26 protein-coding genes are annotated in these 23,454 nt (G+C 45.1%); 10 read left to right on the plus strand and 16 right to left on the minus strand.

The features are described 5' to 3' along the window. Window positions 1–95 precede the first annotated feature (95 nt). From Q4491_RS08730 to Q4491_RS08765, 8 genes are all read right to left on the minus strand, one after another. Window positions 96–407, minus strand: coding sequence for a hypothetical protein (locus Q4491_RS08730; protein ID WP_192016882.1), 312 nt, complete (start codon window positions 405–407; stop codon window positions 96–98). A gap of 364 nt (window positions 408–771) precedes the next feature. Further along, a complete protein-coding gene (locus tag Q4491_RS08735) occupies window positions 772–1,314 on the minus strand; it encodes a GNAT family N-acetyltransferase (protein WP_237794978.1) in 543 nt (180 codons plus the stop codon). A 96-nt stretch (window positions 1,315–1,410) separates the two neighbouring features. Then, window positions 1,411–2,235: a sterol desaturase family protein gene (locus Q4491_RS08740; protein WP_303456574.1), complete on the minus strand. Its 825-nt coding sequence runs from the start codon at window positions 2,233–2,235 to the stop codon at window positions 1,411–1,413. Beyond that, window positions 2,223–2,666 carry an SRPBCC family protein gene (locus Q4491_RS08745; RefSeq protein ID WP_192016885.1) on the minus strand — a complete coding sequence of 148 codons (444 nt, stop codon included), beginning with the start codon at window positions 2,664–2,666 and terminating at the stop codon, window positions 2,223–2,225. The genes Q4491_RS08740 and Q4491_RS08745 overlap by 13 nt, the downstream gene beginning before the upstream one ends. A gap of 907 nt (window positions 2,667–3,573) precedes the next feature. Continuing rightward, a complete protein-coding gene (locus tag Q4491_RS08750) occupies window positions 3,574–4,137 on the minus strand; it encodes a hypothetical protein (protein WP_237795083.1) in 564 nt (187 codons plus the stop codon). Window positions 4,138–4,302: 165 nt separating this feature from the next. Beyond that, window positions 4,303–5,175 (minus strand): NAD(P)-dependent oxidoreductase, encoded by an 873-nt coding sequence (locus Q4491_RS08755; RefSeq protein WP_192016886.1) that lies wholly within the window; start codon window positions 5,173–5,175, stop codon window positions 4,303–4,305. 135 nt (window positions 5,176–5,310) lie between these two features. After that, window positions 5,311–5,610 carry a DUF406 family protein gene (locus Q4491_RS08760; RefSeq protein WP_237794982.1) on the minus strand — a complete coding sequence of 100 codons (300 nt, stop codon included), beginning with the start codon at window positions 5,608–5,610 and terminating at the stop codon, window positions 5,311–5,313. A 207-nt stretch (window positions 5,611–5,817) separates the two neighbouring features. Continuing rightward, the gene (locus Q4491_RS08765) at window positions 5,818–7,359 is read right to left on the minus strand and encodes a PAS domain-containing methyl-accepting chemotaxis protein (protein ID WP_303456673.1); all 1,542 of its coding nucleotides are present in this window, start codon (window positions 7,357–7,359) and stop codon (window positions 5,818–5,820) included. A gap of 400 nt (window positions 7,360–7,759) precedes the next feature. Here Q4491_RS08765 and Q4491_RS08770 point away from each other — a divergent pair, with 400 nt between their 5' ends. The 3 genes from Q4491_RS08770 to Q4491_RS08780 all read left to right on the plus strand — a co-directional run bounded on the left by Q4491_RS08770 (window position 7,760) and on the right by Q4491_RS08780 (window position 9,600). Next, window positions 7,760–7,978, plus strand: coding sequence for a hypothetical protein (locus tag Q4491_RS08770; protein WP_237794984.1), 219 nt, complete (start codon window positions 7,760–7,762; stop codon window positions 7,976–7,978). A gap of 94 nt (window positions 7,979–8,072) precedes the next feature. Beyond that, the gene (locus Q4491_RS08775) at window positions 8,073–8,678 is read left to right on the plus strand and encodes a TetR/AcrR family transcriptional regulator (protein WP_303456592.1); all 606 of its coding nucleotides are present in this window, start codon (window positions 8,073–8,075) and stop codon (window positions 8,676–8,678) included. 52 nt (window positions 8,679–8,730) lie between these two features. Then, on the plus strand, window positions 8,731–9,600 hold the full coding sequence (locus Q4491_RS08780) for an alpha/beta fold hydrolase (RefSeq protein ID WP_192016890.1): 870 nt from the start codon (window positions 8,731–8,733) through the stop codon (window positions 9,598–9,600). Here Q4491_RS08780 and Q4491_RS08785 read toward each other — a convergent pair. After that, window positions 9,597–10,352 carry a 1-acylglycerol-3-phosphate O-acyltransferase gene (locus tag Q4491_RS08785; RefSeq protein WP_303456595.1) on the minus strand — a complete coding sequence of 252 codons (756 nt, stop codon included), beginning with the start codon at window positions 10,350–10,352 and terminating at the stop codon, window positions 9,597–9,599. The two genes, Q4491_RS08780 and Q4491_RS08785, sit on opposite strands and share 4 nt — an antisense overlap. A gap of 381 nt (window positions 10,353–10,733) precedes the next feature. Here Q4491_RS08785 and Q4491_RS08790 point away from each other — a divergent pair, with 381 nt between their 5' ends. Together Q4491_RS08790 and Q4491_RS08795 are read left to right on the plus strand one after the other, a co-directional pair. After that, window positions 10,734–11,231, plus strand: coding sequence for an NlpC/P60 family protein (locus Q4491_RS08790; RefSeq protein ID WP_237795087.1), 498 nt, complete (start codon window positions 10,734–10,736; stop codon window positions 11,229–11,231). 129 nt (window positions 11,232–11,360) lie between these two features. Then, window positions 11,361–11,879, plus strand: a complete 519-nt coding sequence (locus tag Q4491_RS08795; RefSeq protein WP_192016892.1) for an aminoacyl-tRNA deacylase — start codon at window positions 11,361–11,363, stop codon at window positions 11,877–11,879. A 71-nt stretch (window positions 11,880–11,950) separates the two neighbouring features. Here the strand turns inward: Q4491_RS08795 and Q4491_RS08800 are convergent, their stop codons facing one another. From Q4491_RS08800 to maoP, 3 genes are all read right to left on the minus strand, one after another. Then, window positions 11,951–13,939: a flavohemoglobin expression-modulating QEGLA motif protein gene (locus tag Q4491_RS08800; protein WP_237794990.1), complete on the minus strand. Its 1,989-nt coding sequence runs from the start codon at window positions 13,937–13,939 to the stop codon at window positions 11,951–11,953. Continuing rightward, a complete protein-coding gene (gene gshB / locus Q4491_RS08805) occupies window positions 13,923–14,951 on the minus strand; it encodes a glutathione synthase (protein ID WP_192016894.1) in 1,029 nt (342 codons plus the stop codon). Before gshB ends, Q4491_RS08800 begins: the two co-directional genes overlap by 17 nt. 111 nt (window positions 14,952–15,062) lie before the next feature. Beyond that, window positions 15,063–15,416: a DUF413 domain-containing protein gene (maoP, locus tag Q4491_RS08810; protein ID WP_192016932.1), complete on the minus strand. Its 354-nt coding sequence runs from the start codon at window positions 15,414–15,416 to the stop codon at window positions 15,063–15,065. Between the two features lie 176 nt (window positions 15,417–15,592). On the opposite strand from maoP, the gene hdfR reads away from it, so the two are divergent. After that, window positions 15,593–16,453, plus strand: a complete 861-nt coding sequence (gene hdfR, locus Q4491_RS08815) for an HTH-type transcriptional regulator HdfR (protein ID WP_161458713.1) — start codon at window positions 15,593–15,595, stop codon at window positions 16,451–16,453. A 276-nt stretch (window positions 16,454–16,729) separates the two neighbouring features. Beyond that, window positions 16,730–16,894 (plus strand): hypothetical protein, encoded by a 165-nt coding sequence (locus tag Q4491_RS08820; RefSeq protein WP_162836569.1) that lies wholly within the window; start codon window positions 16,730–16,732, stop codon window positions 16,892–16,894. Window positions 16,895–17,032: 138 nt separating this feature from the next. On the opposite strand, the gene yjjG is transcribed toward Q4491_RS08820, so the two are convergent. From yjjG to Q4491_RS08835, 3 genes are all read right to left on the minus strand, one after another. Beyond that, window positions 17,033–17,707, minus strand: a complete 675-nt coding sequence (gene yjjG, locus Q4491_RS08825) for a pyrimidine 5'-nucleotidase (RefSeq protein ID WP_237794995.1) — start codon at window positions 17,705–17,707, stop codon at window positions 17,033–17,035. Window positions 17,708–17,811: 104 nt separating this feature from the next. Further along, window positions 17,812–18,117: a hypothetical protein gene (locus Q4491_RS08830; RefSeq protein ID WP_192016896.1), complete on the minus strand. Its 306-nt coding sequence runs from the start codon at window positions 18,115–18,117 to the stop codon at window positions 17,812–17,814. Window positions 18,118–18,234: 117 nt separating this feature from the next. Next, entirely contained in the window at window positions 18,235–19,140 is a 906-nt protein-coding gene (locus Q4491_RS08835) for a chemotaxis protein (RefSeq protein WP_303456606.1), read from the minus strand. 304 nt (window positions 19,141–19,444) lie between these two features. Between Q4491_RS08835 and Q4491_RS08840 the strand changes: the two genes are divergently transcribed. Next, window positions 19,445–19,621, plus strand: a complete 177-nt coding sequence (locus Q4491_RS08840; protein WP_192016898.1) for a hypothetical protein — start codon at window positions 19,445–19,447, stop codon at window positions 19,619–19,621. An 85-nt stretch (window positions 19,622–19,706) separates the two neighbouring features. On the opposite strand, the gene Q4491_RS08845 is transcribed toward Q4491_RS08840, so the two are convergent. Next, the gene (locus Q4491_RS08845; protein ID WP_237794997.1) at window positions 19,707–20,693 is read right to left on the minus strand and encodes a TauD/TfdA family dioxygenase; all 987 of its coding nucleotides are present in this window, start codon (window positions 20,691–20,693) and stop codon (window positions 19,707–19,709) included. Between the two features lie 640 nt (window positions 20,694–21,333). Between Q4491_RS08845 and Q4491_RS08850 the strand changes: the two genes are divergently transcribed. Both Q4491_RS08850 and Q4491_RS08855 read left to right on the plus strand, forming a co-directional pair. Beyond that, window positions 21,334–22,329: a class I SAM-dependent methyltransferase gene (locus Q4491_RS08850; protein WP_303456611.1), complete on the plus strand. Its 996-nt coding sequence runs from the start codon at window positions 21,334–21,336 to the stop codon at window positions 22,327–22,329. Window positions 22,330–22,332: 3 nt separating this feature from the next. Continuing rightward, window positions 22,333–23,382 carry a histidinol-phosphate transaminase gene (locus Q4491_RS08855; protein ID WP_303456614.1) on the plus strand — a complete coding sequence of 350 codons (1,050 nt, stop codon included), beginning with the start codon at window positions 22,333–22,335 and terminating at the stop codon, window positions 23,380–23,382. The last annotated feature ends 72 nt before the right edge of the window (window positions 23,383–23,454 follow it).

Below are 23,454 nucleotides of genomic sequence, written 5' to 3' on the forward strand. Positions count from 1 at the left end.
GTTGCAGTGAGATAAGATCAAGTTCAAGTCTCTGTTTTTTGCACGACAAAAACCAGAAGGCTCCCGTTCGGGAGCCTTCTTCTTAGCGACTGTACTTAGTTTTTACGGGAACCAGTAAATGCATAACGAGATGATTTCTGGCCGTTTTCAGTAGTGGCCTGGAATTTCACTGAGCGAGAAGAGTTCAGCTGCAGTGGGATGAATACGCGACCACGTTCATCGGTGGTGTACGTTTTACGTTGTTGAGGTACGTTAGCAACAGATACAGATGCGTTGGCAGCAGGTTGACCGTTCTCGGTCACAGTGACCCAAGCACCGTTATTCGCATCCGTCACACGAATATCAGCAAGAGCTGATGTCGACATTAGCAGTACAGCGGTTGCAGTGAGTACTTTAAAGCTAGTCATAATATTCACCTCATCTATCAGTGGCAAAGCCATCGATTAGGTTGTGCCTAAGTATCTTAGGGGTATCAATAGTTACAGGGCTCTCATTTTTAGACCTACTTGTTTCCAAAAAATTTCACTCTTGTGATAAGTAAACCCCATTTAGGTTACAACTTCCTGTTTTTTGATTGGATAGTATGCCTGCCCCACTTATTACCCTTATGAATATAGTGATTCATAACTTAATCGTTACTTAACCGTCACCATTATTATAGTAACCAATGTATTTTACGGGTGATAATTTCATTACAGCTTGCTGGTGTGGTTAATTATTCTGTGGAAGTTTTTTGCTTTATGGTAGGAATTTGCTATTGAAGGTGAGGGCCTAAATCTCAATGAGGTTGGGATGAGTGGCTTCGTAGTAGGACAGATCTTCAGTGATTCTGTTGACTCGCGTGGCATCAGGCTTGACGCGGACAAAGGAAAGCCCGGCGCGCTCAAGGACTTTTCCCGGTTTGGGATCGAGGCGCCTGTGCTGACCAGATATTCTGCTGAGCTTCAGATCAAAAAAACCAAAATCGACTAAACGGGAGGCTGCTTCTGTGCAATAACCGTGGCCCCAGAATGGAACGCCTAACCAGAATCCTAATTGCGCATTGTGTTGCTTGATATTGTGCAATCCAATGCAGCCGATTAATTGCTCTGTGTCTTTTAACGTTATCGCGAAGATGGCCAGTGTACCATTGCCCCAACCGGCTAATGAGCGACCGATCCACTGACCGGCCATACCGGAATCATACGGGTAGGGCACATTCGTGGTGCCCAAAGCAATTTCAGGTTCACCTGCCAGCTTTTGAATCAGGGTTGCATCGGCAAGCTGTAATGGACGCAGCAACAAACGTTCCGTCGATAAAGTTGGTTGTCTCATCTGAACCTCCCTGCCTGATCATTGAAAGAGAGGTCATATTAGTTCTGTTTCATTACGATTTATTTTATCTGGATCAAACAAAGGTCAGTTATCTGATCATCGGGTGTTAGCCGGAGGGCCGAACAGGCAGTATAAACGCGATTTCAATGACTGGTTGGGAGCCAGTGCGCGACTGAAAATGTGCTGCCAGTGATGGAAGGTCGCCTGAAGCGGCCGCCAGCCAGTGACGTCTTCACGAACCCCATAGCGTATGATGGTACTGTCGTTTTCTGGTACGAAAGTGCCAAAGAGTTTATCCCAGATAATAAGCACCCCAGCAAAGTTCTTATCTATGTATTCAGGGTTACGGGCATGATGCACACGATGGTGAGACGGGGTATTGAAGATGTGCTCCAGCCACCCGAGTCGTTTGATCACTCTGGTATGGACAAAAAACTGGAAGCCAAGATTCACAGAAACAACCAGAACGACGGTGGCTGGTGGATATCCAATTAAAATTAACGGCAGCCAAAAGATCCACATCCCTGAAACAGGATAAGTCAGGCTTTGTCGGAAGGCTGTGGTGAAGTTCATGTGCTGAGATGAATGATGGACTATGTGTGACGCCCACAACCAGTTGATATGGTGTGATGCCCGGTGAAACCAGTAATAGCAGAAATCTTGCAGCAGAAATGCCAGCGCAACGGTGGCCAGAGACATCTGGATATCGAACAGGCGATACTGATAAAGCCAGAGGAAGAAAGGCATAAGCAATAATGTTGCGATGAGATCGGCACTCTGGTGGAGACCTGCGAGGGTGAGGTTGCACGCCAGTTCTTTCCAGTTGTAGTCTTGGCTGCCTTCCTGCCGTAAACGTCTGTACTCCCATAGCATTGAGATAAAGAACAGCGGACTGATGGCCAGTAATATCAGCACTTCCATTTGCTTTCACCATGCTGGGCAAGATTGGCCAGTGCTTTTCGGATGCTTTTCTCCAGTATGAGTTTGATCAGCCAGCCGGTGCCTTTAATTTTGGGTGAAAAGCTGATGCGATACTGAATGTTACTTGTATCAGCATTCAGGCTGTGCACCTGAATCCATCCGCCATGCTCAACAACGGGGCCGCCGTTGATAATACGATAGTGGAGGTGTTCATTTTCTTTGTAATCTATGATTTTTTCATCAAAGGTAAAGGGGCCGGCGGAGACTCTGCGAATGGCGCCAATGCCGTTAGGTTTAGGTTTACCGCTTCTGATCAGATGGTAAGAACCATCAAAAAAGCGCCCCAGGTTTTGATGATCTGTTAATAACTCAAACAAGACTTTTTTCGGTGCCTGGGCAGATTGTTCTATTGTGATTGTGTGCGCTGGCATGATACGCCCCTGTTAATTTAGTAACATTATGTTAACAGTGAATGAGTATCTGTCAAATGGGAAAATATTGATAGAAAGCTTATTTTTCAATGTGTTCTGAGTGATTCGAGTCTGAATCGAAAGTCACACTGCTCAAGTATGGTGCAGAATCACACGATCTGATGTTGTGAATTTGTATTTAATTGTTAAGGGCTTGATTCGCAACACTTTGTAACTCTGATGTGTAATGTATGAGAAAAATGTGAGCATAAACTCACAAAAAAGGTCAAAAATGGTGTTGAAAAATGTGTCAGAGACTCTTATATTGATTTTTGTTGATGTGGACTAGATGGTGATAACTCTGAAAAAGCGTTGGAAAACCGAACCTCGAGTGAGGTAACTGAATCTAAGGTTAACGTTCCCCAAACGTCAAAAAGTTCAGTGTCGGATCAGAACATTCAGTAACAATCCATCTCGCTTCATGTTTATTATTCTCCAGAATCTGAGCATAAAGGACACAACAGTTTGGTTGATTATGCCGATCAGTATTCGTCATTGGAGATAGTAACGTTAACGATACTTAAATGTCATTCATCTGTAATGAATCTTTGAGTAAAGTTATACGAATTAGGTAGCAATGGTTTTTAGTAATACTTGGCTTGTTATCTATGTTTTATCGAGAGGTGAATTATGACAAATAAAAGCCGTAGACAATGGTTCTATTATCAGTCACAGTCTTCTAAGTCGAAACTGAAAAGTAAATGAACGCACCTGGTGCGAAAACGACAAAAAAGATAAAAATAAGATTGATAATATAAAAATTAAGTAAGTGAAGTTAGCCAGAGACACTCATACTGTGTTTCTGGCTTAAATATTTTTATCAGGTGGAAAAATTATTTCAATGCGGAAGGGATAATTATCAATAATGCTATTGATAGATTTTTCCGCCAACGCGTAGCTTTTCCGGAATGGATTTCAATTGAATGCCCCCTAAATAAATATCACCTTTTACTGTGATATTGGGAGGGAGCTCAGTAATTTGGGTATGAGCCAGATAGAGATCGCCTCCAACAGACAGATAAGGAGGCAACCGTGTGATTGGCATGCCAATCAAGCTTAAATCCCCTGGTATCTTAAGGTACGGGTTCAGCCTGGTAATTTGGGTGTGGGCCAGATTGAGATACCCCGCAACTTCCAGTTTTTTGGGCAATGAGACTATATTGCTATAGGCCAAATTGAGATTCCCATCAACACGAACAACGCCAGGTAAATAATTAATATCACTATTTTCGAGGTTCAGGTGACCTTTCACATGAAGAGGGTTGGGCAGGGTAATGCTCCGTGAATGTCGCAGCGACACATTACCGTAGCTATCGGTGTAATTAAGCAACTTTATTTCTGAAATGAATTGATTAGCGGCAACACCCTGGCTGGATATCAGGAAAAAGCTCAGAACCGCTAACAGGAAAAATGGTTGGAGTTGCTTCATCATACTTTTCACGACACATGCATGTAATCATTCTATTCCTGAGGAATTGTAATCAGTACCAGAAGAAAAGACAGCATTAGCTGATGAAATGGGAGTAGTATCACCAAACGGTCAGAATAAAAATATGCGCTGATATTACTATCAACGCATAGTTGAATCAGAGTATTGTTATTTATCAAATTGCTTGATTAATACTGATGTGTCTGCGCGGTTAAAGCCTCTGTCCTGAAGTTTCGCATATTCAGCATCGACCTGACGTGCGAGAGGAAGCGGGACGGACAGTTTATCGGCGGCATCAAAGCAGATAGAAAGATCTTTTCGCATCCAGTCGATAGCAAAACCGAAATCAAATTTATCCTCTGCCATAGTGACAGCGCGGTTTTCCATTTGCCATGAACCCGCCGCGCCATGCTTAAGCACATTGGTCATTTTTTCAATATCTAATCCTGCTGCTTTAGCAAGCGTAATGGCTTCTGATAACCCCTGCAGAATACCGGTAATACAGATTTGGTTCGCCATTTTGGTGATTTGACCGAATCCGACATCACCCATCAGGGTAGAGGCTTTCGCATAAGTGTTGAAAATGGGCTGGGCTGACTGAAACGCTTCTTCGCTGCCACCGACCATTATGGTCAGGCAGCCATTTACAGCGCCGGCTTCACCACCAGAGACGGGCGCATCGATGAATGTGGCAGATGCACTGTTTGCCGCTTCAGCCATCTCACGGGCAACGTCGGCAGAGGCTGTTGTGTGATCAACCAGTAATGTGCCCGGACGGATGGTCGACAGGATCCCCTGCTCTCCACAGTAGACTTCACGGATGTCGTTATCATTACCGACGCAGGTCAGAACAACATCGGCCTCTTGTGCGGCCTCAGCCGGCGTCAACGCAAGCTTACCCGGGTAAGTGTTCAGCCATCTCTCTGCGGTGGTTGTCGTGCGGTTGTACACCACGACATTAAACCCAGCAGTGGCTAAGTGCCCGGCCATAGGGAAACCCATAGTGCCTAATCCGATGAAAGCGATAGTTTTGTTGGTCATTACTGCGCATCCTATTGCATTTTTATCTTGGCATAGTTATCTGGCGGGAATCATATCACAGAGGATCGAGGTGAATGGCAGCAAATAGCCATATCGAGCCGGAATTTTTACTCGATATGGCCTTCAATTGAAGAATTATCGCGGAGCCAGTGAGCGGGACTTGAGGTCGAAAATCAGTTTTTCAGCACTGCATTCAAACTGCAGGCTGGCTGTCATTGCAGTTTCGTCGTCACTGTAGATGGTCTGATATTGCACATTGTTATTCACGCTTTTCGCTAATGTCAGGAAAGGCGCAAACTCTGTCTCTATCATGTCTTTGCCCGGACCATTAAATGAAAGCGTTGAAACATCGTCTCCTTCGCGAATGAGAAAGCCAATTTCAGCCGCGACACCACAAGCTTCACAAGGCTCTTCAGTCTGTTGTAAATCAGCCATAGTGTTTCCTTTACTAAAAAAGATACCGTGAATGAGTGTATCTCCGGACCGCCGATTGCGCCATCGGAGTCGGTGGCGATAGCTTGTTACAGATCAAGGTAAGCGCAAGAAACACTTAAAATACCAGGTAGCGATGAAAGATGGGGGCAATGTCGCTGGGGCTGGGTTTCTGACTGGCCTGACAGCCAGACCAGTCAGATAAAGTGGTTATCTTTCCTCGAAGCGTTCGGCCAGTGCTTCAAAGTCGTCGACTTTCGCCCTGAGTCCGGCGCTCGATTCTTCGACCAGCAGCAACTCTTTAAAGTTTTGTTCTGATGCTGCAGCAATCGAGTGGATGTGTTGGCGGGTATGGTCAGTCAGTTGAACCTGGCCTTCTGCCGCCTGGGCCATTTTACGGATTAACCGACTCATTTCAGCCATATTGGCTTCCATGGTTTTCAGGCTCTCAGAGCCTTCAGCGGCTGTTGAAACACACTGGTTGGTCTGATCACGGTTGCACTCAATCACAGAGCGCCATTCGTTGATTGTATTCAACATGTGCTCGATACTGTTTTGGATCTGTTCTGTTGCCGTCTGAGTTCGTGATGACAAAGCCCGTACTTCATCGGCAACTACAGCAAAACCACGACCATGCTCGCCGGCACGAGCAGCTTCTATAGCAGCATTTAAGGCCAGCAGGTTAGTTTGATCGGCAATGCCGCGAATTTCATCCATCACAGAGCTGACTTTCGCCGCTTCGTTACTTAATTGCAGTGTTGTGGCCGTTGCCTGCTCTGCTTGCGCAGACAATGTTTGCAGATTTTGCTGAGTGTGATCTAACTGTACTCGGGTCTGATCACTGTAATTCTGAGTGCTCAGTAACAACTGCTCCGATTGATCGGCATGCTGGTTGACTGTTTGTGCTGAGTCAGTCATGTCATCCAGAGCATTGGCAACATTGCGGATATTGTCGTTCTGATGCCGGATCGCCTGATTGACACGGGTGGCTGTTTCACTCAGCTCTTCAGCAAGTTCCTGAAGAGGGTGGGCTGCATCTTTCATTCGGCCTAAAACGGTACGAATTCTTGCTGAGGCCATTTTGAGATGATAATCCGCCACAGAAAAAGCACTGTCGCCGGAAAAAATCAGCCGGCTGATGCTGTCATAGCTTTGTTTGAGGTCACTTAACTGTTGCGGGGTCTGAAACAGTTCCTGACGGAAGAGAAGCAGCAGCACAATAAGCGGAAGCAGCGGCAGAAGTGCGGCGACCGAAAATCCGCCCTGTATCAGGCTATAAATAACCGGCAGCAGGATAGCGCCAGCCAATAAGCCGTAACGCAATGAAACCGGTAGCGAAAGCGACACGCTGGTTTTGCCTTCACTCTGGCGTAATGACTTGTAAGCCTGGCTGGCGGTTTTGACCATGTCGGGGGTGGGTTTTACCCGTACCGATTGGTAACCCACGATTTTACTGTGTTCGTAGATAGGCGTGACGTAAGCGTCGACCCAGTAATAGCCGCCATTCTTGGTCTTGTTCTTGACGATACCCCGCCAGGCGTTACCTTTTTTCAAGTGCATCCACATGTCGCCGAATGCAGCCTTGGGCATATCGGCATGGCGAATAACATTATGCGGTTTACCCAGTAACTCGTCCTCGGTATAACCAGCAACCTGACAGAAACAGGGGTTGCAATAGATGATGTTTCCTTTGAGATCAGTGGCTGAAACGAGTTGCTCGCCTGCCGGGAAGGTGACTTCACCGTCCTTCATGGTGTGAATGGATATAGCGGACACGTATAACCCTTGTTTTATTAAGATTTTTTATCTGCGAATAAGAGCATAGATGCATTGGGTTTATCAATACTTGGATAGTGAAATACGCTATAACCGCACAAAAATTAATGGATAACAATATTAACAATAAGCAGCTGAATGCAGTCTTTAACCATCATCTTGTTCTGTACAGCCAGAAACAGGTGTAATGGCATCGTTGCCGGTTCGGGGTTTACCCTGATCAGCCTGAGGTTACCTTTACGCAGAATTAACTATATTTATAGTGATAAGAATCTTAAATGGTGGTGAGAGGATAATTACTTGTTCAATAGAGCTGTTCTCTTAAAGATGTTGAGAGGGTTTAATTATGGTTCTGTCTGAATGCCGGGAAATGTTGATGAATCACACATTGGTGGAGGCGCGATTAGTCCACGATTTTCTCAGTACGGGTTGGAGTGTGAATTTCAAAGATGAAGCTGGGAATGATCATCCTCTGACTGATGTGTACGGTATACCCTGCAGTTATGATTCGCTGAAGCAGGCGCAGGATGCTGTTCATGAAGCTGGTGACTGTCCTATTAAAGTTGACAGCCTGTTCCATTTTTCAGAGCGTTAACGGCGGTTAAAAGCTGTCTGGTTGGACCTGACTTTTCTTGCATGAAAAAGAACGATCGTGCTTTAATCGCGATAATGTAACGAAAGGAAGTGCAATGAGCAAAGGGCGGGTCACCCGGGAACACATACTGAGAACGGCATTTGATCTGGCCAGCCGTGATGGCTTGGACAGTCTGACTGTCGGGCAGCTGGCTAAGGCATCAGGTATGTCGAAAAGCGGGCTGTTTGCGCATTTCAATTCGAAAGAGAATTTACAGGTCGCTGTTTTGCAGTTTGCAGGCGAATACTTTGCTCAGCATGTTATTCAGCCGGCACGGCTTGCAGACTGGGATTCAGTCGAAGAAAAAATCAGGTTATTACTGCAGAACTGGTTAGCCTGGAACCATTCCTTTCAGGGCAGCTGCATGTTTATCGATGCCTGGAAAGAAGGTCGCTGCAGTGATCACCCTGTTCAGCAGGAGCTGGACATTATTACCCGCCGGTGGATGGACTATTTGTGTCGTCAGGTTGAGCAGGGGAAGGCCAGCGGAGAGTTCCGTACGGATTTAGATACCTGGCAATCCGTATTCCGGCTCTATGGTGTTTACCTCAGTAGTCAGCTCTTTCATTCCTTAGGTCTGGAAGCTGATGGTAACCCACGATTCTGGATGGATGTGGATCTTATTCTTGCCAGTTGCCGGTCAGACAGCAAGCAAGACTAATTTTTTAAATTTCAAAAAAAGCACGAACGTACTTTTTTATACAGGCCATATCATGAGCAGCAAAATATATTTCAATACTAAGGGAGGCGTGAATGTCAGACGCCGTGCAATCAATGTGGCAACCCGTGCCTATCACCGTATTGCCCCGTCTCATGCCCGCAAAACCGCGCGGAACTTATTGTTAACTCCTGAAAGGTTTTCTGCCAAAGCTCAGGCACCTGAGGGCTTACAAAAAAAAGCGATTGAGACGTCCGAAGGTAAAATAATGACCTACTCCCTTGGAAGTGGCCCTACATGGCTGTTGGGGCATGGATGGTCCGGGTCGGCCAGTCAGTTTTATACTCTGATGGAACGTATTGCGGCCTCAGGCTTTACCGCTCTGGCATTCGATAATCCTGCTCATGGTGCGAGCGATGGTCAGCACGGACATTTGCCCGGGTTTGTTAAAGGGCTGGAAGCCGTATTGGAGCAAGAAGTTGATGAGCTTGCCGGTGTTGTTGCGCACAGTATGGGCTGTACCATGGTGCTTGAGAGCAAGCACGCGAAACTGGCGGGTGTGCCCATGCTGCTGGTCGCTCCGATTCTGAATTACAAAGATAACTTGTACCGTGTTGTTGAGGGATCGGGTTTCTCGCTGCGTTTGTTTCAGGATGTGATCCGCGAAGTTGAGCACCAGTATCAGTATCCGATTGATAGTGTGGATAGTCACCAACGGTTGGCTGGCCATCAGGGACACATAGTGATTGTTCACGATAATAGTGATCGTTTTGCGTTATTTGAACAGTCGCGGAAAGCGAATGCCCTGCCACGGGTCAGTTTGATTGAGACCAGTGGTCTGGGGCATAACCGCATTCTCAAAAGTGAGCCATTACTAAGGGCATTTGACGATTTGAGCAAGAATCAGACGACAGAAACCCATTAACCTGTTTTTGCCACCACTGTCGCAGACTGGGTGTTGAGCGTTGCCACTTCAGCATCCAGTTTCGCTATGTGATTCAGCATCATTTCACGACAGCGCTCAGCTAATTCCCTGGCATCCTGCATAGTCATTTCAGACGTATCAATCGGGTCGAGGTACTCTGCAATCACAGTGCCGTTATCCCGTAGATTCAGGTCAATTTTGTTATGGGTACTGCTGACAACCATAGGCACGATTGGCACACCGGCCTCAATGGCCATTCTGAATGCACCGGTTTTAAAAGGCAGCAAACCACGCCCTTTGCTTCTGGTGCCTTCAGGATACATCCATACCGACAGGTTGCGTTCGTGAATGGTATCGGCGACTTGTTTGATGGTATCGCGGGCTTTAGCCTTGTTCTCTCTGTCTATCAGTATATTGCCGGTGATCCAGTACAAAGGGCCAAAGAAGGGAATCCACAGCAGGCTTTTTTTACCGATTGAGACGGTACTCGGCCGGACCATGCCGGGCGAGGTAACAAAGTCGAAAACGTTCTGGTGATTAGAGATATAGACGGCACGACCAACTCCTTTGATCCGCTCCTGCCCCCTTTCAATGATATGCACATTGACTATTTTTCTCAGTATCTTGAACCAGCGGCTGAAAAAATAGACATGCTTTGGATCTCTGGGGCTGAAAAGACAGTACACCAGAGCAAACAAACAGGTGAAAACGATAAAAAGGGCAGCCAGTAACAGGCGAATGAAAGCGAGCACAACAACTCCTTAAAAAACACTAACTACTTTCTTAGATTAATTCAGCAGAGAAATTTAGCAAAAGTGACAGAGCCTTTGATATGCAACAAGTCACAAAATTGAAAAGTTAACCAATTGAAAAGTAATATATAAAAAGTTAACGCGCAGGTGCTGAGAGTCAGGCAGTTTGCGCATCTTGATATCCTTGTGAAGAAGTGAATGATGAACAGACGCATTGGGCGTCGCTGAAGGGTGCTTTAAGATTAACCAGGCAGCGCGCCAGACAGTGCATCAGGCTGTGGCTTCATGCATAATCACTTCTTTGTGGTATTTTTTTGCGCAGAGGTTGATATGGCAGGAACAAGAAGGAGTGTGGGTTATCGCCAGCAACGCTTGGTCTTGATGATCGCAACTATGGCTGTTCTTAGCGTGCTTGCAGGCTGCAGTACCACAACACAAGCACCTGCGGAAACCCGGGAAATCCATGCCGCAGTTAACCAGCCTCCCCAGCCCCCACTTTCCATTGCTATCAAACCACCGACCCCCACGTTTCTTGATGTATACCAAAGCTGGAAAGGTACGCCTTACCGTTTAGGGGGAAGCTCCAGACGGGGAATTGACTGCTCTGCATTTGTTCAGCTGACCTATTCTGAGGTTTATCGTCAGATGCTGCCTCGCACTACCGCAGAGCAGTCGCAGTTGGGTAAGGCTGTTCCTCGTTCTATGGCAAAAAAAGGGGATCTGGTGTTTTTCAGGACAGGGCGGAGCATGCGCCATGTCGGCATCTATATGGGGAATAATGAGTTTCTCCACGCTTCAACATCGCAGGGAGTCGTGGTATCCAGCCTTGACACCCCGTACTGGCAACGGGCATTTTGGCAGATTCGTCGAATCCAGTAAGTTTTGTTCGCCTTCCTTTACAATTACCCATGAAATTTATGGGTGTGAAGTTCGCAAAATTGCCGCACCCCTTTCATACTTTGGCTGTAGGGCGTTAAGCCCGAGCGCTGGATTTCCAGGAGGTGATTTATGGCAATGGCTATGACAGTTGGGCAATTCCTCAACAGCCATAATGTGGATTTCAGTCTGACGCACCACAGGCATACCGATACATCATTCAGTTCGGCGGTCTCTGCACATGTTCCTACTTCCCAAGTGGCGAAAGCCGTTTTGCTTAAGGATCAGCAGGGCGATTATCTGATGGCCGTTGTGCCGTCTAACCGCCGGGTAATGATTGATAAAATTAATCGCATAATGGGCAAGCAGTTCTTTTTGGTGGGTGAGCATGAATTAACCCAGATCTTTCAGGACTGCGAACCCGGTGCGATCCCTTCATTAGGACAGGCATATAAAGTCAATATGCTGGTGGATGATTTGCTGCTTGAACAGGATGAGCTGTATATCGAATCCGGTGATCATGAAAACCTGATCCACCTTGATAACAAGCAGTTCCATAAAGTGATGCGAGATGTGCCACACAGAAACATATCAGGCTATCGGATGTTATTTACTCAGGAGCATGACGGTCGTCATTGGGAGTGGGAATAAATACCGGAATGAAAAGCCTGTAAATAAAGATGCGCTTACCTGTGACGGAAGCGCATCTTTTTATGAGCCGGTTAGTTGATGCAGCTAAGCATGAAGTTAATGATGGGATCGGTGTCCGTCTTCATGTTGAGTGCTTTTGGCAGGTACTGAGGTGGCTGCAAAATATCCCGCTCAATTAGCTCATCAAGCAATGGTTTAAACTCAAAGCCTGTTTTACCAATGAACAGCGAGGTCAGATCAGTTTCCTTGTGTAACCTGAGGGCATCTTTCAAACCGCGGAGGTACAGATAGTCTTTGGTAAAACCACCGCCACGGTACGCGCGGGTCGTAATGGTAAACGCAGTGTCATTGGACAGGCCGTAATCAAACTTCAGCGTATTGAAGGTTTCATTAAAGCTGCGTTTATTTACCATCATGTCAACTGCAACCACGCGTAACGCCAGCGTCTTCAGCCTGTGCAACGGGAAATTACCCGACAGGTGCTCACACAAAATCGCCAGGCCTTCCTGAGTATGGGTATTGCCCGGTAAACCGAGCTGCAATACTTTGAGTGGCTGGGCTTCAGCGTTGACGCTGGTGACCATATGTACGCCCATTTCGTGATGAATCAGCGCAAACAGATCAGAGGGAGTGAACCGGCTGTTCAGGTTGATTTTTACGGTACGGCCACTCACCATGGCGCGAGCGATCAGCTTGGTCGTGCCCTGAATTTTGCAACTGAAGCCGTAATCGTCGGCGGCTTCATTGAACGCAATGACAGCTTCTTCTGCACTGATGGTCGCATTTTCTGGCTCTGCATATTCTCTGGCATGCAAAATGAAGTTGGCGTTAGCGATATCGCTTTCATCTGGCCGGCCATAATAGCGCAGAGAGTTGTACAAAAACTCCTCGTGGCCCAGGCTGGTCAGCAGGTCAATACGAACGGCCAGTTGATCGATGACTTTGCGGTACATCGACTGAATACCCGCATCACGTATATCTTCTACCGGCAGCCGGTATAATTGTTCGCGAAACTTATAGGGATCCAGATCTAACTGACGGTAGGTAAACTGCGGATGATACACATCGCGGTTATGTAAAAACCGGCGCTTTTCCTGTTTCAGGTTGATCGGGTTAATGTAACTGAGTGTATTCAGGCCACGGGCAAATTTGTACAACTGGCGGTCCAGCAGAACAACTTCCTTTGGCAGTTTTGAGTCCAGTACATGGGCATTCTGACGTCGACGGGCAGGTTGCTGTGTACGGTTTTGCATGACAAAAGCAGCATGGCCGGTCAGGGTATCTTTTAATTCTGTTTTCAACTGCTCAATGACTAACGGATAACTTTCACCACCTGTTTCATTCATATACACCTTCTTGATCTCAATGGGTAAGATGAGGGTGTGGGAGAAATTATCTCGAACAAATGTCGCCTGATATCCCATACCCTGAAAAACAAGATTTTCACCCGCTGTAACTGCCTGGTTCGGCAGTTGGATTTGTCCTAGCCTGGTCAGGAGATTACTAATTTCGGCCTGCCATGCTTTGCGATCAATCTGCGCTGTCCCCAAATTAAATGTCGGACATGGCTGGGATATGCGCTCGTGATTATATGAGTGCAAGTCATATATTACACAGTAGCCGAACTTGCGCTCAAGAGACGTGATCAGTGCACGAAAAATGCGGTAATAACAGGCATGCTTTGCTAAAGAGACCTGCTTTTCTGATTCGGTCAGTTTGGCATGCCAGACATCTTTCCCCCAGGCCTGCTGATAAATACAGGCCTCCGGACTGCGGTTAAGATCGTACTCGTACCGCGAGTCTTCACCTTGCAGCACAATCGGCAGGGAAGTGATGAAATCGCCCGTATAGGGATCTTCCTCATAGTACCTTTCCGTTTCTGAAAGGTGGCACTTAGCCACCAGTTCAGGGCGTAACCGGCTGCCGTTGTGAATGGCAGTGGCGACAATCGGCTGGTACTCGGTGATGCGAATGGTGACACTCCCGTCAGCCAGCTGTCCTTCAAAAGGAATGTGTTGCTGGATGAAGGACAATACATCACGCTCAGTTAGTTGACGCATCTTCGATAACCTGACGGAATTTATTTTTGCGAGCAATGCTGATGTCTTTGGCTTTGACAACACTCTCGACGAAATCAATCACCTCACGCTGAAGCTTGGCGCGGTTCAGACGGTTGATACGCGTAATACCACCAGGGCTCAGTACATTGACTTCAACCAATTTGCCATTGATGACATCCAGACCCACAAAGTAAAGGCCGTCACGTACCAGTTTCGGGCCGATATGGCGGCACAGACGCAACTCCTGTTTCGTCAGGGCGTGTTTGACTTCCTGACCACCGGCGTGAATGTTTGAGCGAACGTCATCTTTGGCCGGCACACGCTTCATCGCGCCAATAGGCTCACCGTTCAGCATCATGATACGTACATCGCCTTTCTCTGCGCCTTCGATGTAGTCTTGCAAAATCACATAGTTGTGATCGTCGCCGATATAAAAGTCCAGCAATGAGCGCACGCTGGATTTGGCACTTTTCTCAACCAGAATAACGCCTTTGCCACCGTAACCGTTCAGCGGCTTCATGATCATGCGGTCATTGGGGTTCTCTTCCAGTACGCGCTCAAGATATTCACGGTTCTTCGACACGTGTGTCACAGGGATGAACTCGCGGTTTGGATCCGGCAAAGACGCGGTATAGAGTTTGTTGTTGGCAACACGCAGGCCGTCGATGTCATTGAAAATGAAAGTATCGTCACGTACTGAATCCAGGAAATTGAGCGCCATGGTATCCAGCGGCGGGTTTGCTCGCATGATGATGGCATCGAATCCAGCCAGCGGCAGTTCTGCTTTGCGGAACTCTGCTTTGCGGTAAAAGCTCGGCACATTGTTAGACACTGTCGACTTTTTAAGTACCCGACAAAAAGCGATTGCCATGCTGTCACGCATAGTCAGGTTACTAGGGGTAGTCAGAGCGACAGTATGGCCGCGACTGGCAACTTCATGGATCAAACGCAGGGTAGAGTCTGTTTCAGGCTCTACTCTGCTCCATGGGTACATTACGAAGCAAATTTTCATTTCAATTAACCAATTTATTGCCCGGTTTATCAGGCAAAAAAGAAAAGAGCCATGCGCGGTTTGCGAATGGCTCGGTAAAGCATGTTGCTATGGCGATAAATGACGGATTAATTAAAAATCCATGTCGTCATCGCTACCGCCGTCATCGCTATCATCGTCAAAGCTGCTTGCTGATGATTTGCGAGGTGAGTTACACAAGGTGTAGCTACGTATTTTTGTAGAAGTTTGTTTCAGGTACTTAACCCAGCACTTAGCAAAGTCTGAAGAGATTTCCTGTTGTCCTGTTATTTCAGCAAAAAACTGCTCTTCTTCCGGTGTTTCAGGCCTGAGCAAACCTTCGTGGATGCCACGCATGGTTCTGCCATAACTTTCCAAAATGCTGGCTTCACCCACAGTGAAGACACCGGAGCGGTTAAATCCGCGCGGGAAATTTTTATCGTCGTAAAATTTACCTACATTTCTCATCTGATCACCTGCCATGTGAGATTTTCGCAGATATTCTTTCAGGTTTGTCGAGTTGTAAATCAAAGCTTTTTCGTCGTAACGATAAAACTTTTTGATGATAATGGGGGGAGGGGCAGTGTACTATCGCTAAGGGCATATATGCCCAGAGTCCCACTCTTCATTATGTAGGTTTACTTGTGGACACCGAACTACTCAGAACATTTCTAGAAGTGACGAAAACACGTCACTTTGGCCGTGCTGCCGATAATTTATATCTGACTCAGTCTGCGGTCAGTTTCCGGATACGCCAACTGGAATCCCAGTTAGGTAACGCTTTATTTTCACGTCAACGCGGCAATGTTCATCTGACTGCGGCAGGTGAACGTCTCCAGCCGTATGCAGAAGCCATCTTGCAGACATGGAGCAGGGCGCGTCAGGATGTGGCATTGTCAGACTCACGTAATAACCAGATCACGCTGGGCGCTTCCGCTCTGGTGTGGGAGTTTGATGGTCTGTCAGACTGGATCAGCCGTATTTATGGTGCGATTCCAGAATTGGCGCTGCGTCTGGAAACCGTTCCTCGTCAGGCTCAGGCCAAGCAAATACTGAATAAGAGCGTGGATGTGGTTATCACCAGTGAACCGCCAAAGATTGACGATTTGATGGTGAATAAAGTCAGGGATTATCAGCTGCAACTGGTTTGTCATCAGTCCGACTGTGGCATGTCAGACATCAAAGATTTTCCTTTGATCTATTTGGACTGGGGGACGCGGTTTGCCGTTGATCACAGCCGGATTAATGAACTGCAGAAGACACCTATCTTACACACACATTCCAGTAAGATGGCATTGGAACACTTATTGAACAATGGCGGAGTAGGCTATTTGCCTTCACCTGTTATTGCACACAGTGTTGAGTCCGGTGAGCTGCATTTGGTTAATAACGCCCCCGTCATGGAGCAGTCTTTGTACCTAGTCTGGCGTGATGATAATGAAAAAGTGGAACTGCTTAACGGTTTGCTGGATGTCGCGTTCAGTGAAATAAGTGAGCGTGTCTAGGCGCATTTCATCGAGCAGAATATTTTATTCTCTTGATGAAAATATCTTGTTGTACAGGGATTCAGGCTTTGCATTAGTCTCGCTGCTGAAGGGGTCAGTTCCGTACACTTAATCACTGTTTCGGCTATGTACAGCGATAGAACTGACCACCTGACTGTAACACTAAGCATTAGCGTATGTCTGAATCGTTACCCTATGCTTAGTGGTGATGGTTTGCCACTAATGGCAACCTAATATACTCAATGTTTTTATCTGGTTGTGTGTCAGGAAACAAGCATGGCAAAGTTAGATGAGAAGTTCCGCAAAGGGTCTAAGTCCAAGTTTAAGAGTGACTTTAACGATGACTTTTTAGATTACAATCAGCAGGCGCGGAAGAAGAAACGCCGATCAACGCGTCAGCGTCAGGACAGCGGTGAGTACATCGATTTCGACTACGAATAATTACTGCTTTTTTGACTACATAGCCCCCCAGTTTGGGTAGCCAGACATGAAAAGCGCACTTATCGGTGCGCTTTGTTATATCAGACAGGCTACAACCTTATCGCCGCTTATTTCCCGCCGTTATCTAAAGTCGCAACATTAATTGAATAACAGACTAGTTAGTTCATCCAGATGGCGCACTGTGTAGCTGGGTCTGATTCCCTCTGGTGCTTGTGCATCGTGGTGATTGAGCCAGCAAGTATCCATTCCGGCCTTCATGCCGCCCAGAATATCTGAATGCGGGTTGTCTCCAACCATCAACACTGTACTGGGTGCAGGATTGCCAATCGCATTGATGGCATAGTCAAAGATGATAGGAGACGGTTTGGCGGCGCCCACTTTTTCCGAAATAATCAGAGAAGAAAAATAGTGATCCACGCCGGTTCTCTGCAGGCGAATGTCCTGCAGCTCAGTAAAACCGTTGGTGATGATGCCCATTTTCACGTGAGGATTGAGGCGTTCAAGCAGAGTGGCTGCACCCGGTAACAAAGAGCAGGTGTCTGCCATTGCTTCGAGAAATGCGCTGTTCAGGGTAACGGTTGTCACGCCAAGCTGCTGAGCCCAGGATTCAAACCGCTGATGCTTCAGCTGCTCTGCGTCTATATCACCGTTTTGGTAGTCAACCCAAAGAGGCTGATTGACACGCTGGTACTCGGAGAAATGCTCTGGCGTGAAATCGACCTCAAAGCGTGAAAACATCAGCTTAAGGCCACGATAAGCGTCAAAGTGAAAAAGAGTCTCGTCGGCGTCAAACAGAATCCACTGGTATTTCATACATTAAGCCTTTGAAGTTGCAGAGGCACACATACTACTCTTTTACCGCTCCACCAACAAAAGGAATTGGGTAAACCAGTGGAAACACATTGTTGGCCGGAAGTTTACGCTGCCAGTTGGTCTTTCATCATGCCTGCAGGCTCATTGTAGAGCTTGATGACCAGCGTCAGTGTTTCTTGTTTGATGTCTTCTTTGATGGTGTCGATGGCATAGAATTGCCCATTTTTATTCTCAAGTGATTTGTCGATAAGCTGGGCTATGCTGTCGTCGATATCGCCTTTTATCTCAATTGTTTCAATGAGTTGAAAATGCCCGAGGTCTGCTTCATCGGGAGAGAGCAGTTCTGGATTGGCGAAAGCGGTGGTGGAGGCGGTTAGGATAATGGCACTGAATACAATGCGCTTGAACATGGTGTTGATCCGTTACTGATAGCTGGAGAAAACTGATTACGGCAACTGTGCCATAGCTGCCGCAGTGAATGTCAGTTTTTTGTTAGTTCGGACTAAACGATGTAATTTTTTTGAACTTCAGCCAACATTGCTTTCCTGGTGCTGGTGAGCACCGCGAAGCATGGCATGGATTAGCTCATTAGCTTCAAATTTAGTCAGCGCTTCATGGGCACCGACCTGATGCGCCTGGGAGACACTAATCTCACTGGACAGCGAGGTATGAAGAATGATGTAAGTCCCAGTGAGCTTGGAATTATTTTGCACTTCAAAGGCTAATTCATAGCCATCTAAGCCAGGCATTTCAATATCGCTGACCAGAATGTCAAATGGCTGCCCTGCATCGGCAGCCTGATTCAGCATTCTCAGTGCATCTGTCCCAGTGGTGGCTATGTGGTAGGGGATGCTGACGCTGTCCATTGCCTGACAGAGCTGACGTCGTGCAACAGCCGAATCATCCACCAGAAGGATTTTAAGTGGTCTTAGCGTTTCTCGCTGAACATCCGTCAATACCGGGTGCAGGCTTTCAGGTGAGTCAGGAAAGACTTTAGAAAGTAACAATTCAATATCAAGCAGCTGAACGAGCTGATTCTCGATATTGGTGACGCCGGTGACAAAGATATTTCTGCCCAGGGATGGCGGTGGTGCATCGATATTATGCCAGTTACATTCAGTGATTTTATCTATGCCACGTACCAGAAAACCCACCAGCTTGCGTCGGCAATCAGTAATAATGATGTAGCATTTCTTCAGTTCTTCCTGAGTCAGCGCCGGGTAACCGATAGCTTTGGCCATGTCGATGACAGGCAGCGTATCGCCACGCAGGCTGGCTGCGCCTAACACTGTAGAGTGGGACTGCGGAATGGCTGTCAATGGCGTAAAGGGCACGATTTCTTTTACTTTCAATGTGCCTATTGCAAAAAGTTGCCGGGAATTCAGCCTGAACAGCAGCATCCCCTGAGATTGATTCGTTGCGGTTTTGAGCATTGCAGCTTCCCTTAATCCACTCGCCGGATTGCCTCATGTCTGTACAGAGGAAGACAAGAAATGTATTCCGATTATAGTAGCCTGAGCGTCAGGCAAAAGGAATTCATCATATTGATTTTATTCTTAGTACTGGAAGTTAGAGGCCGATCCAGCTTTTACCTGCTGGCTGTGCAGCTGAGTACGTCTGGCTTGAACGCCACGTAATGCTTCTATTGAAGCTATAGTTAAAGTCACAAAGAGGGTTTCAGGGAAAGATACACATCAGGGACGGGTTATCAAGTAGGTTACAGAGATAGGTACGGTTATGGAATTACGTAATAGATCTGGTGATATCGCTCATCTGGCGGATAACCTGACATTGAAAGAAATTGTCGATATGGGGTTCTCTATCGACCTTTGTGATGAAAACTATGATCCTAACGAGCACTGGACAATTAAGCGTTCTCGCCAGAGAAAAGAAAGTGAGTATCCTTCCAGCTAATGGACTGTCAGCCAGAGCGGTGGGCTCTGGCTGACATGTTATTTGATTTTACTAAAGATAGGTGAAGAGGTTTTGAGCTAGCTGTTTAGGAAAGAAAATCGTTTTTTTTGACCATGTTGGCCATGATGACGGATATTTTTCTGTCACCTTCGAATGGATCTCTTCCATGCGCCGTGAGCATATTGTCAAGCATCAAAATATCATTCCTACGCCACTTGAATCTCACTGCGTATTTGTCAAAAGCTTGCTTAACTAAGTTCATATCGGAATCACAGATAACAGAACCATCACCGTAAAAAACATTTCTTGGCATCATGTCTGATCCAAACATTTCTTCCATACTGTCGCGTGTTTTGGTATCTAGGAAGGATACATGATGTAACTGCACTTGGTTGAAAAAGACATTTTCCTGTGTGATGGGGTGAGTGATAGTACCAGGGGAAATTGTACTGATTTGTAACTCTCCGTTATCCAGCCACTTAAAATTGTATCCCTGCTCTATGCATCTTTTTGAGGCTTCGTCTTTATCTGATGTCATGAAAAAGCTTTGCCAGCTTACATCGAGGTAGTCTTTAAAAGTACGAACATATGCTAATTTTTTTATCGTGAACTTATCAACGAGTTTTGCTGGTAGTTCGTTGAGAACTTTTCGGCAGTCTACGATAGGTGTGGCTCCACCTTTTTCTGCGACTTTTAAGCAATGGAAAAATTGATACTGAGGCCAAGACGGCATATGAGCACTTTCATTGTGAAACAGTATGGGTTTGTGGTTTGGATAAGGTGTGGACTTATAGACGCCGGATGAATTTGACTCTTTAGGTAAGTCAGTATAATCGCTATACGGTTTGAAATTCAGAAGCCTAACAAAATCTTCAAATAAATCAGGTGAGGAAATAGGAAAGTTTCTGAAAATAAGAGCTGGGAAGTGATGCAAATCGGATAACACCTCTTCTCTATTGGCTTCAATCCAAAGCTTTATAATAGTGTTGGCCTGATCATTATCTTTGTTGTGACTATTATAACTATAGCCTTTTATACCACTTTCATTATCTATAAAGGAATTGATGCTCATGTACTAAGCCTCTGTGAAATGAAACGAATGCCGTGATTTATAAGTTAATATATCTCACATTAAATTTTTCTTAAAGAATTAAGTTGATTAAGTTTGCTTTGTTTTCGCTTTCTTTATCTGTTGATTGTCAAAGTTATTTGTTGAAAATTAGGCTTTAGTAACAAAAATGGTAAATAAACTTTTATTTCAAAATACATTTATTTGTTGGTTGTTTTATCTGGGTTTTTTATCTTTTGTGTTATTTGCTATTTATTTTTCAAATAATTTGAAGTTTTATTTTGAATTCCATGATTGATTTCGTTGTGGGTTGATAGTCTTTTTTATACTTGTCTTATGATCTTTTATTTTGCTCTTTTGGTTTAAGTGTTTATTTCGGTCTTAAATTTCACTATTTAATGGTGTATTTATCTTTATTTGTTGTCTTTGTTTTTCCTGATGTTAGTAACAGATTTCATTATTTATACTCCACTGCATTATCGATTCTGGTTATGATGATTTTGTAAGCTTTGTTTACGCTACTAAGAATCTTTTATCGTTGATATGTATAACTTCAACCTTGTGTCTGGGTGATTTTGTTAAATAAACAACATTTTATACTGAAAATACTAAAGTTTTGGTGAGTGATACTTCGGAGGCGCGGATGGATGCAGCAGACAGTTTCAATGGCTACTTAACAACAAACCTAGCATTTTTATTAACAGAGGTTGATTTCTGGCAGGTCTTTGATGACGAGCTTCGATTTGCCAGTAGTCAAGTAGTACTGGACCATTTAGAACGTTATCAACATTTGCTTCCATTCACAGTTAATGAACTGCTGTCATTTACGGTGAAACTTGGCATCGTCGAAAAGTCGCAGAATACTAAGTTTATGCTCACCGACCTTGGACGTAGCTGGGCAACCTATTCTGCTTTTAGTACATGGTTGGTTGGCGGCTATGGAGACTACATCCGAAGAAGTATTTTGGATGGTACTCAATCGGCTGCACGAGAAGCGATTAATGGACATTATGTTGCGGTAGGCTCGCAAATGGCAAATTCGGCTTTTATGTTGGATGCGTATATCAATGTGCTTAAGGAGTATCAGCCCCGTTATATTGTTGATTTAGGTTGTGGTGTTGGGAAACGCTTGATTCATGCAGTTGAAGAAGTTAGTACTTGTCGTGCAATTGGTGTAGATATTAATGCTGAAGCAATAAAGGCTGCTGCGGAACTGGTTGCACAGCATGGTGTTAGTGCGCAGATAAAACTCATACAGGGAGATGCATTAGCGGTCGCTGATGAAGTGAGAGGTGCTATTGGCAATGATCTTGATGTTGTAATGTCTTTCATGTCTATGCACGATCTTTTTAATATCTATGGTCCTGAGGAAGCTGCCAGAAAAGTGGTCAAAGAGTTTGGCCAGCCAAAATACATCTGGGTTGCAGATACGGTTAAAGCAAAAAATGATGATATACAAGTAAAAGAAATCTTCTCAAATGGATTTGAGATGGTGCATGCAATGCAACAGATAAACATTTTTCCGGAAGAAACATATATTCATGCTTTTAATTTTGCTGGTGCTGAATTAATAGATAAACAGTATCTCAATGTCCCTAATACATATCTAATGATATTTAAGGTACTAGAGAGCAACTAATTTATGACTATTATACGAAATTACAATGAGAATAGTGATGATGTTTTACATCGTTTGCACATGAGCGAAGTTGGAAGCTACCCAACAAAAGACATTGAAAACACGCTATTAAATGCTATTGAAAAGACAGGGTTATACCCTGATCCTACTTCCCGGGAGCTTGTAGAGGTTATTGCGAATTACCATGGATTACAGTCTGATAATATATTTGTAGGTAATGGTCTTGATGAAGTGATTTTTTTGCTTTGCTGCGCTTATTTAAAACATGGTAAAAAGGCTATGTTCAGCGATGCAACGTACCCAGGCTATGCTATGTCTACCAATATTCATGGTGGGGTGGGAATATCTGTTCCTTTGAGAGATTTTCATATCTGTGTCACAGAATATAGATCCACTCTACAATTGAACCCAGACGTAACACTTGCGTTTATTTGCAACCCTCATAATCCATGTGGAACTGTTCTTGATAGAAGTGCTATTCTCGAGCTTGTTCGTTATTTTAATAAATTTGGTGTAATCGTTGTTGTTGATGAGGCTTATATTGATTTTATTGGTAGTGAAATTTATAGCGTTGTAAATGACATTAATGAACATCCTAATTTAATCGTTCTCCGAAGCTTATCAAAAACACATGCTTTATCTGGGTTAAGGTTAGGTTATGCAGTATCAAAAAAAGAAAACCTTTCGGTAATTTTTAATGTCGCAAAAGCGTTACCCTTTAGGGTTAATGCAATAGCACAAAAAGTAGGTGTTATTGCATTGAAAGACAAAGTGAGGCATCAAACTATTATTGATAATTCGAAGGGATATACATCAGAGGTAATGAGTGTTTTTCGAAGTCTTGATATAGATTTTATTCCTTCTGAGACAAATTTTGTACTTTTTAACCACCGATCTGTATGTGATGAATTTATAGATAAGTTACAGGCTATGGGTGTTCATGTAAGAGATTGTGATTTGTTTGGTTTGCCTGGGTGGGCGAGAGTATCTTTTATATCACAAAGTGATGTTGATGTATTTTGTCAGGCTTTGAGGAAATATCACGGTCACTGATTTTCTGTGAACCATTGAATGCGATTATAGTCAGGCGTGTATAGCATAGCCTAATAGGTTGTTAGTTGGCTT

The sequence above is a fragment of the Photobacterium sp. 2_MG-2023 genome, assembly GCF_030547675.1.
Lineage (GTDB): Bacteria > Pseudomonadota > Gammaproteobacteria > Enterobacterales > Vibrionaceae > Photobacterium > Photobacterium arenosum.